General features: G+C 75.8%; 5 protein-coding genes. 1 reads left to right on the plus strand and 4 read right to left on the minus strand.

Annotated features, from left to right (window positions below; all coding sequences use genetic code 11):
- Positions 1–116: 116 nt before the first annotated feature.
- Together I6A60_RS39910 and I6A60_RS39915 are read right to left on the minus strand one after the other, a co-directional pair.
- Positions 117–2024 (minus strand): ChaB family protein, encoded by a 1908-nt coding sequence (locus I6A60_RS39910; RefSeq protein WP_203023565.1) that lies wholly within the window; start codon positions 2022–2024, stop codon positions 117–119.
- A 467-nt stretch (positions 2025–2491) separates the two neighbouring features.
- Complete coding sequence (locus I6A60_RS39915) at positions 2492–2752, minus strand: hypothetical protein (protein WP_203023564.1); 261 nt, start codon at positions 2750–2752, stop codon at positions 2492–2494.
- Positions 2753–3633: 881 nt separating this feature from the next.
- On the opposite strand from I6A60_RS39915, the gene I6A60_RS39920 reads away from it, so the two are divergent.
- Positions 3634–4332, plus strand: a complete 699-nt coding sequence (locus I6A60_RS39920) for an enoyl-CoA hydratase/isomerase family protein (protein WP_203023562.1) — start codon at positions 3634–3636, stop codon at positions 4330–4332.
- A 29-nt stretch (positions 4333–4361) separates the two neighbouring features.
- Here the strand turns inward: I6A60_RS39920 and I6A60_RS43220 are convergent, their stop codons facing one another.
- Positions 4362–7361 carry a transglutaminase domain-containing protein gene (locus I6A60_RS43220; protein ID WP_203055867.1) on the minus strand — a complete coding sequence of 1000 codons (3000 nt, stop codon included), beginning with the start codon at positions 7359–7361 and terminating at the stop codon, positions 4362–4364.
- Positions 7362–7782: 421 nt separating this feature from the next.
- On the minus strand, positions 7783–8734 hold a 952-nt coding region (locus I6A60_RS39930), incomplete at its 5' end, for a DUF58 domain-containing protein (RefSeq protein ID WP_238437226.1).

The following is an 8734-nucleotide window of genomic DNA, read 5'->3' on the forward strand; positions in this document are numbered from 1 at the left end:
GGGCCCCCCCGCGCGGCCCCCCCCCCAACCCCCCCCCCCCCCCCCCCGGGCCCGCCCCCCCGGGGTGGGGGGGGCGGGACCGTCGGCCTTGGTCGCCGCCTCGCCCTACGGCGCGGTCAGCGTCGGTTGACCTTCCGGATCGCCTCTACCAGCTCATCCTTCGGCAGCCGGGCCCAGCCGTTGACCGACAGCTCGCGCGCGGCGGACCGCAGGTCGGCAATCGGCGTCGAACCATCCAGCGGCCCGCGCGCGAGCCCGCCGCGACCCGATGGCTGGCCACCGGCCGGAGCCACGAAGCTCACACTTCCGGCCGGCTGGCTGGCCGGGGCAGGCCGCGGAGCGTTCGGGTCCGGCCCAGACCGAGAGTCGGAGCCTGCGGCGGCGGGCGGCCTGCCGGAGGCGGTGAGCTCTGGAGCGAGTGGTGCGGGCGGCGCGCCTGGTGGCCGGACGAGCCCCGCCGGCCTCGGCGGTGCCGGCTTGGGTGCCGCCGGCTTTGGTGCCGCAGGCGCCGATGGCGTCGGCCTGGGGGCGAGGTGCGCCGGGGCGCCGCCAGTCAGCGGAGCCTTCGGGACGGGCGGCGGCTCCTTCCGAACCGGATCCGCGCCGGCGCCGGAGGTCGGCCGAACGCCGGGGCCGCCGGCCGGCTTCTCAACGACCTTCTCGCGAACCACGGGCTTCTCAACGACCTTCTCGACAACGACCGGCTTCTCAACGATCTTCTCCCTGAAGACTGGCTTCTCCACGATCTTCTCTACGACCACCTGCCGTTCGACGACCTTCTCGGTGATCACCGGCTTCTCGATCTCGATGACTACCGGCTTTTCCACGATCTTCTGCCGGATGACCGGCTTCTCGATCTCGACGTCGAAGGGCCGGTCGACAATCTTGCGACGCAGCACCGGACGCTCGATCTCGATCACTACCGGCTTTTCCACGACCTTCTGGCGCAGCACGGGCCGTTCAACCTCGATGACAATCGGCTTTGCGATGACCTTCGTCCGGAGCACCGGCTTCTCGATCTCGACGACGACCGGCTTCTCTACGACCTTGACGGCTGCCGGCGCCTGACCCTTGGCTCCCCCGGGGCCGGTCGATGCCCGTGATTTCACCGCGGGTACCGATCTTCCGGTCGCGGCCGGTCTCTCACTCGACGCGGGCTTACCTGCCGACGCGGGCTTACCGGATGATGCGGGCTTACTTGCCGATACTGACTTGCCGGCCGACGTCGCGTTTTTAGCCGGCGCGGACTTCTTGGCTGACGTGGCCTTTTTGGCCGAGGTGGACGTTTGCGCCGACCCGGACCGGCTGCGCGACGCGGACGTGACGGCCGGTGCCGGCTTGCTCGCCGATGCCGATTTGCCGGCCGGCGCGGACTTGCCGCCCGGCGCCGACTTGCCGGATGACGCCGACTTGCCGGCGGAACCGGACTTGTCAGCCGCCGCCGACCTGCCGCTCGAGGCCCGGGTCGTCGGGCTGGTACGCGTTGCCGGCCTGGTGGCCGAGGTCGCGCGGGCCGTCGACCGGGCGGGTGCGCTCGCCCGCGCCGCGGGCTTGGCCGCCGCGGGACGCGTGGACGGCGCGCGGGCCGCGGGCTTCGCCGGCTTCGTGGCCGCCGTCGAGGCTCGGGGGGTCGCGGTCTTGCCCGGAGCCGACGCGGCCGGCGGCGCGGCGGGCCGGACCGTGCCGGACCGCTTCGCCGACGTCGCCTTCGGCGCCGGCGCGGACTTGCCCGCCAGCGGCTTGATGGCGCCGCCCGAGACCGTCGCCCGCGGCTGACGGGACCGGGTCGCCGTGGGCTTCACCGCCGGCTGGGAGTTGTGCCGCTGCTCCCAGTGGTCACCGATCTTCTCGTGGGTGTGGCGCAGCTTGGCATACGCGACCAGATTCGCGCGCTGGCCCGCGCCGAGCTCGTTGACGGCGGCGTCGTGTGCCTTCTTCCAGGCCACCACCGTCGCGTCGTCGGACTTGGCGATCGCCGATGGCACGCCTGCGCGCAGCTTGTCGGTCGTCGTCTTCGTCGCCATCTGCATCACCTCTTGGCTATGGGTATCGAGATCGCTGGGGCTGGGATTTCGTCGGCGCAGGAATCGAAGTCCGCGGCCGTCGGGCGCCTTCCGCGACTCCCTGCGACTCCGGGAAGATTGCGCGCTCCGTCGGCGATCCGATCGGTACTGGTGTCCCGTGGACGTCATCCCAGCCGCGGCTCGGGTGTAGCCGGTCGCCGATCCTGGATCGAAGCCGGCCGGCGGTGCCGGAACGCGAACCCGGCCTCCGTCGGTTCCGCCGCCGACGAATTCCGCGCCGTGCGCGGTCGGCCGGCGGTCAGTTCCGCGGCTCTGCCTGCGTGTCGAGTGTCCTCATCGGTCCCGACCCGTTGTCGGGCGTTCTCGTTGCGGTGCGTTCCCGGCTCGCGCAGCCCAAACCGCGACCCGGGCGCCGTATGACGACGAACCCGCGGCCGGGCCGTCGCCCGGCTGGGCGACGGTGGGGGTCAGGTGAGCTCGTCGGCGTCCGCCTTGGCGGCCTCCACCTCCGTGGCGGCGCCATCCCGCTCCCGCTCGAAGAAGGGCTCGACCGCCCGGTCGGACGCGGTCTGCCGGAACACCTGCCTGGTCATCTCCTGGTCGGTAGCGCCCTCGCCGGCTTCGGCGGTCCTACCGCGGGCCGGCCCGGCGGCGACCTTGCCGGAGCGTGCGTCGGCGTGCTGGGCGGTCCGCCCACGGCCGGCCGGCGCGCTGGTCGGAGTCGTCATCGTCCCCTCCCTGCCTCGTCCTGTTTTCCTGTCTCGTTCCGCCAGGTACCCGGAGATCGAGCCAGTAGCCGGGCTTCACCGGCCGCCTAGCTCGGCTTCAACGGCTGTCTCCACCGGTTCGGCGCATTTGAGACCGTGTGTCCGGTCGAACCGGTGGAGGCGGCCCAGCCTCGGCCGATCCGAGGCGCCACCCTGCCTGCGCAGACGCCGATCATCCGGCCCGCTGGGCAAGCTGCGACGCCCTGATCGAGAACTGCGCAGAGAAAAAGTAGACGAATTGGGGCACGAGACGCCGCTTTGCCTGCACAACGAGTGATCAAGGCGTTCCGATGGGCCGCGAAGTCCGCCTTGATCGCTGGCTGCGCAGGGGAACCAGGACCGGCTGGGGGAGGCAGGGGTGAGGGGGCTGGAGCTGAGAGATGGGCGCGGGCGTGAGGACCCGGGGCAGGAGCTGCGAGACGGGCCCGGGGGCCCGGGGCCCGAGGGCCCGAGGGCCGGGTGGGCCGGTCCGGGCGCTGGGGCCCGAGGGCCGGGTGGGCCGGTCCGGGCGCTGGGGCCCGAGGGCCGGTCCGGGCGCTTGTGCCGAGTCCGGCCAGGTCCGCCCGCTGGCTTGATCGCCGTTTCGGCCCTCGTATGGTCACAAAAACGCCGCAGTTACAGCCATGCGAGGGCGAAAACAGCGATCTTGCCGGCCTCGGGACGAGGCGAGCCTCGTCAGAGACGGCGCGAGACCCTGATCGGCCGAGTTGGCCAAGGCGGGGGTCGGAAAGCCCGATCTGGTTCGTTGCCGGCATTTCGCGCGGTCGACGCCTGATCGACCAGCGGGCGGACCCGGATCGGCGACGATGACAGGACGGACCACGACGCGGCGAGGAGCAACGATGCCGAAGCTGGAGCACGACGGCGAGGTGTACGTGCTGGATCTCGGCGACGGCGAGAACCGGTTCACCAAGGACTGGCTTGTCGAGGTCGAGGCACTGCTGTCCGAAGTAGAGGCGACGGACGGGCCAAAAGCGCTGGTCACCGTCGCTCGCGGCAAGATCTGGTCGAACGGGCTCGACCTCGACTGGATGATCGCCCATACCGATGAGCTGACCGACTATCTCGGCTCCGTCCAGGCGCTGTTCGCCCGAGTCCTGACATTGCCGCTGGTCACGGTCGCCGCGCTGCAGGGCCATGCCTTCGCCGGGGGCGCGATGCTCTCGCTCGCGCACGACTTCCAGGTGATGCGGGCCGACCGTGGCTTCTGGTGCCTACCCGAGGTCGACCTGCGGCTGCCGTTCTCCGTCGGGATGTCCAGCCTGATCGCCGCCCGACTGCCGGCAAGGACGGCGGCCGAGGCGATGGTCACCGGTCGCCGGTACGGCGGCGCCGACGCCTTGGCCGCCGGCATCGTCGACGCGATCGCCGCGGCCGGTGTCACGGACGCCAGCGAGGCGGAACGCGCGGTCGAGACGGCGGCGACCGAGATCGCCCGCCCGCTCACCGGCAAGGCCTCACCGGCCCTCGGCGTCATCAAGTCCAGGCTGCACGCGGCGAGCGTGGCCGCCCTGCACACCATGGAGCCGGTCAGCCTCTGACGAGCCCCATTCCCCATCGATGCGCACGGTCAGCCGCTGACCGACGGCCAACGCCCGGTGAGCACCACTCGGGGCGACAACCGCGAGGCCAGCCGGCGGCGCCAGGGCGTCGACCGCCAGGCCGCCTGCTCGACCGTCAGGGCGAGTCGCCGAGCCTCGTCGGCAGCCCGCCGCCCGGCCGCGCCGTCCCAGCCCGCCGCGCCGGCGCCCGGCGCAACGGCCGGCTCGACGCCAAGGGGTCCACCCGGCACCGCCAGCGGGCCCGTCCGGCCAGCGGGCAGCCCAGACGGACCGGTCCGCCGGCCATCGGCCAGCGCGAGCGGGCCCGTCCGGCCGCTCGCCCGCAGGCCCGGCCCCGTCCGGCCGCTCGGAACCGGCCCTGTCCGGCCACTCGGGCCGGGCCCTGTCGGTCCGCTCGGGACCGGGAGCGGTCCGGTCCGGCCAGCGGGCAGGGTAAGCGGGCCGGTCCAGCCGGGCGGCAGGGCCAGCGGTCCGGTCCTGCCGGTGGGAAGAGTGAGCGGACTGGTCCGGCCCGCAGGGAGCCCGCGCGAGGTGCGGCCGGCCGCGTGGGTCGGGCCGTGCCGGTGCGTGGGGATCGGGCCGCCGCCGGGCACCGGCACCACCGTCGCGCCGGCGACCAGCACGGCGCCCGCCCCGTCCCCGGTTCGGCCGGCGCCGTCATCCGGCCCGAACAGGGCGAGCGTGGCCAGGTGCGCGAGACCGCGCAGCGCGCTCATGCTGGCGCCCGCACCGGCCGCGCCCGCCCGCCTGCCGTCGGCGCGCCCGCCCCCGACGGCCTCCGCGCCAAGCTGGACGACCTCCGCCGGGCTCGCCGAGGCCGGTACGGGCACACCCACGGCGAGCAGCGCGTCGACGGCGTGCTCCCAGGCCAGGACCACCCGCTCCCGGGGCGAGCGCCGGGCGGACAGCCGCCGCCGCCGACGCGCCACCGGACGCGCCAGCGCGACCGCGAGGTAGCCGGCCGCCAACGTGCCGATCCCAGCGACGACCCACCCCACCAGGCCACGGAGGTGGCCGGCCCGGCCGGACGGCGGCGCGGCGGTCGGCGCCGGACGGTTCACGGCCGCCGGAACGGCCAGCGGGCCGCGGACGGCCGCGTCGACCAGCGCCGCCTGCGCGTCGGACTCGCCCTGGGTGGAGCCGGCCAGCGCGGCACCACGGGCGTCGACCGCCGACGGTGTCGGGAAGAACGGCAGCCAGCCGGCGCCGTCGAACCGGACCTCAGCCCAGGCCAGTGCCTGGCGCCCGGTCACCGTCACGGTCGCCGCCCCGGCCGGCGCGGCCGGGGCGAACCCGACGACCACCCGGGCCGGCAACCCGAGGATGCGCGCCGCCAGCACGAACGTCGTGGCGAACTGCTCCGACGTGCCGCGCCGGGTGTCGGCGACGAAGTGCTCGACGTGGGCGAGCGAGTGGCCGGGCGGCACCCGCGGGTCGAACTGGAAGTTGGTCGCCAGGTAGTGCTGCAGCAGCGCGGCCTCCTGAAACGGTCCGGTGCCCTGGCCGGCGGCGACCCGGGCCAGCGCCCGCAGCACCGGTGGCAGGTTCGCCGGCAGGGCCAGGTACTCGGCGTCCTGGTCCGCGGTCGCCGCGGTGCCACTGGTCAGCGCCGCCAGCTGGGCCACCGAACGGGCCGCAGCCGGCCGTGACACCACGGTGAGGTGCTCGCCCGTCGTGAGGGGCGCCGTCCGCAGCAGCAGCCCGTCCGCCAGATCGGCGGCGAGCCCCGCGTCCGTGGCCGAGCCGACCTGGACGGGACGGTCCAGTGTTGGCAGCAGCGTTCCGGTCAGGCCGGCGACGGTGAGCTCCTGGGTGACCGGCGCGCCACCGGTGGCCGGCTGGTCCCGGCCGGCCGGGATGGTCTGGCCGGCGCGGGTGTAGCGCGCGGACGAGGTCCAGTTGGCGCCGTCGAAGTCGCTGAGCACCGCGAGCCGCAGCGGCAGCGGGCCGGCCGACTGGCCCGTCAGCCCGACCGTGAACAGCTTGTCGTCCGGCCGGGTGGTCCAGCCGGCGAGGGCCGACAGCGGGTTCAGCCCGGCGACCTGGTCCGCCGGCGTCGCCCGGTACGCCCGCGGGTCGACCGGCCCACCGGCCGCGAAGGCGCCGGGCACCAGGGCGCCGGCCGTGACTGCCGCGGCGACCACGACGGCCAGCGCTCCGATCGCCCTGGCCGCCGCGAGGGGCCGGGACGGCCGGCCGGGGCCGAGCGTGATCCGGGTCGGCCGGGCCGGCGTCGAGGCGTCCTCGGGCTCGCGGGGGGCCGCCTCGGCGGCCGCCGGCCCCGCCGCTGAGCCGTCGGCGAGCCCCGTCGAGCGCGGTCCCGAGCCCGGGAGGCCGACCGGACCGGCATTCCCGCCGGGCACAGCTGTTCCCGTCGGGGCGGCTGGCCGGCGGACGAGCACCAGCAGGCCGGCCACCGCGGCCAGGGCCGTCGCCGGCGCGAGGTTCGACCCGGGCCCCGGCACCGCGGCGGCGGTCGCCGCGAGCAGGCCGAGCAGCGCGGGGCCGGCGGGCAGCAGCCGGGTCCTGGTCCGCACGACCAGCTCCGCGCCGAGCGCCGCGGCGAGCCAGGTGACCAGGAACGGCACCACCAGCAGGTCGGCGTCCGCGGGCGCCGGCACGGCGACGTCGAGCAGCCGCGTCGGCCCGGCCAGCACTCCGGTCCGGACCTGCGCGAGCCGGGCGACGGGCCCCCCGGCCCCTGCCGTCACGAGCGCCGCCGCCACCAGGACGAACCCCACGGTCCACAGCAACGCGGACAGCGCGAACGGCGCCGGCCTACGCCGGCCCCACGAGGCAGCCACGACCAGCAGGACCGGCGCGACCGCGGCGACCGGGACGAGCAGCCGCAGGTCCGCTGCCGAGAACAGCCGGACGAACCCCCACCCGTCGACGAGGGCGAGCGCCGCTACCAGCAGGAGCGACGCGGCACGTCGAGCGGCCGGCTCGACCGGAGCGGGCGCTCGGGCCGGCCGGACCCGGACGAGGGGCACCGGGTTGGCGTCCACTCGCCCGGCCGATCCGCCGTCCCCGGGTCGACTTTCTCCTCGCCCACGCGGCTCCGCCCGACGCAGGTCCGCCCCACGCAGGTCCGATCCGCGCGGCGCCAGTCCACGCGCTTCCGGCCTGTACGCCTCCGGTCTGCCCGCCTGCGGTCCAGGGGTTTCGAGTCCCCGGCCGCTCTCGGGCGCCGGGTTGCGCGCCGACCTGCCGCGGCCGTCCGGATGGCGCGGCGCGGGCAGCGCCAGCACCGGGACACGCACCGTGTCCGCCTCGGAGCGCTGCACGATCGGCACCGTCGGCGAGGTGGGCCCGTCGACCGATCCGCCAGCGGGCATGGCGCGACGCGGCGAGCTGGCACGGCGCTCCCGGCGCCGCGCGTTCTCCACCAGGTCCGGGCGCTCGGGCCCGGTCATCGCCACCCCCCGCTCACACGGCACCGCCGCCGAAGTAGCCGGCTCGGGCGTTGGACCGCACCCCGGCGGCCCGGCCCCGGCTGCCCACGGGCCAGACCTCGGCCAGCCGAGCGGCGTCCGGGATGTCCACGACGCGCAGCCGGCCGGCCACGCTGGTGCCGATCTCGCTGGGCCGGCCGATCAGGTCGAACCGCCCGAGCAGCGTCGCGGCGTCGGGCGCCGACGACGCGCGGCGCAGCCGGGGCCGGTCGGCCGGGGTCCGCCTGGACCGGGCCCGGGCCGCCGCAAGGCTGCGGGCACCGACCCGCACGACCACCACCTGGCCGAAGCGGTGCACCACCGGGGCGACGGCTCGCAGCTGCCCGTCGTCGAAGCCGCCGGTGACGACGACCAAGGTGCCCACGCCGCCCCGGCGCACGGTGCTCAGCACGTCGAGGGTTCCCGCCGGATCCAGGTCGACCTCGGCGAGGTCGTCGAGCAGCGCGTACGTCTCCGGCGCCCGGCCGCGCCCGGACCGGCGGACCCCGGCGGTGGTGAGCAGCACGACGCCGAGCGACTCCCTGGCGCAGCCGAGCAGCACCGACGCGGCGACGTCGACGGCCTCCTCGAACGTGTCGGCGCCGACCTCGCCGGGCGGGTAGGCCGCCGGCCGGGTGTCGAGGACGACCGTCGACGCCGGCTCGCTGGGCTCGACGTGCTCGCGGACCATCAGCACGCCGGTCCGGGCGCTGGACGGCCAGTGCACGAAACGCAGGTCCTCGCCGCTGACGTACTCGCGCAGCCCATGGAAGATCACCCCGCCGGCCGCTCCGTCGGCCGTCCGCCCGGCCCGGGCACCGGCGGGGGCCGCGCCCGGGAGGTCGCCCCCGACCCGGGCCCGCGGCCGCGCGGCGACCAGCGGGCCGACGACGACCGCCGGGTCGTGCGGGTCGCCCACCGGGATGGCCTCGGCCGTCGCACCGGCC

Source organism: Frankia sp. AgB1.9 (assembly GCF_016786355.1).
Lineage (GTDB): Bacteria > Actinomycetota > Actinomycetes > Frankiales > Frankiaceae > Pseudofrankia.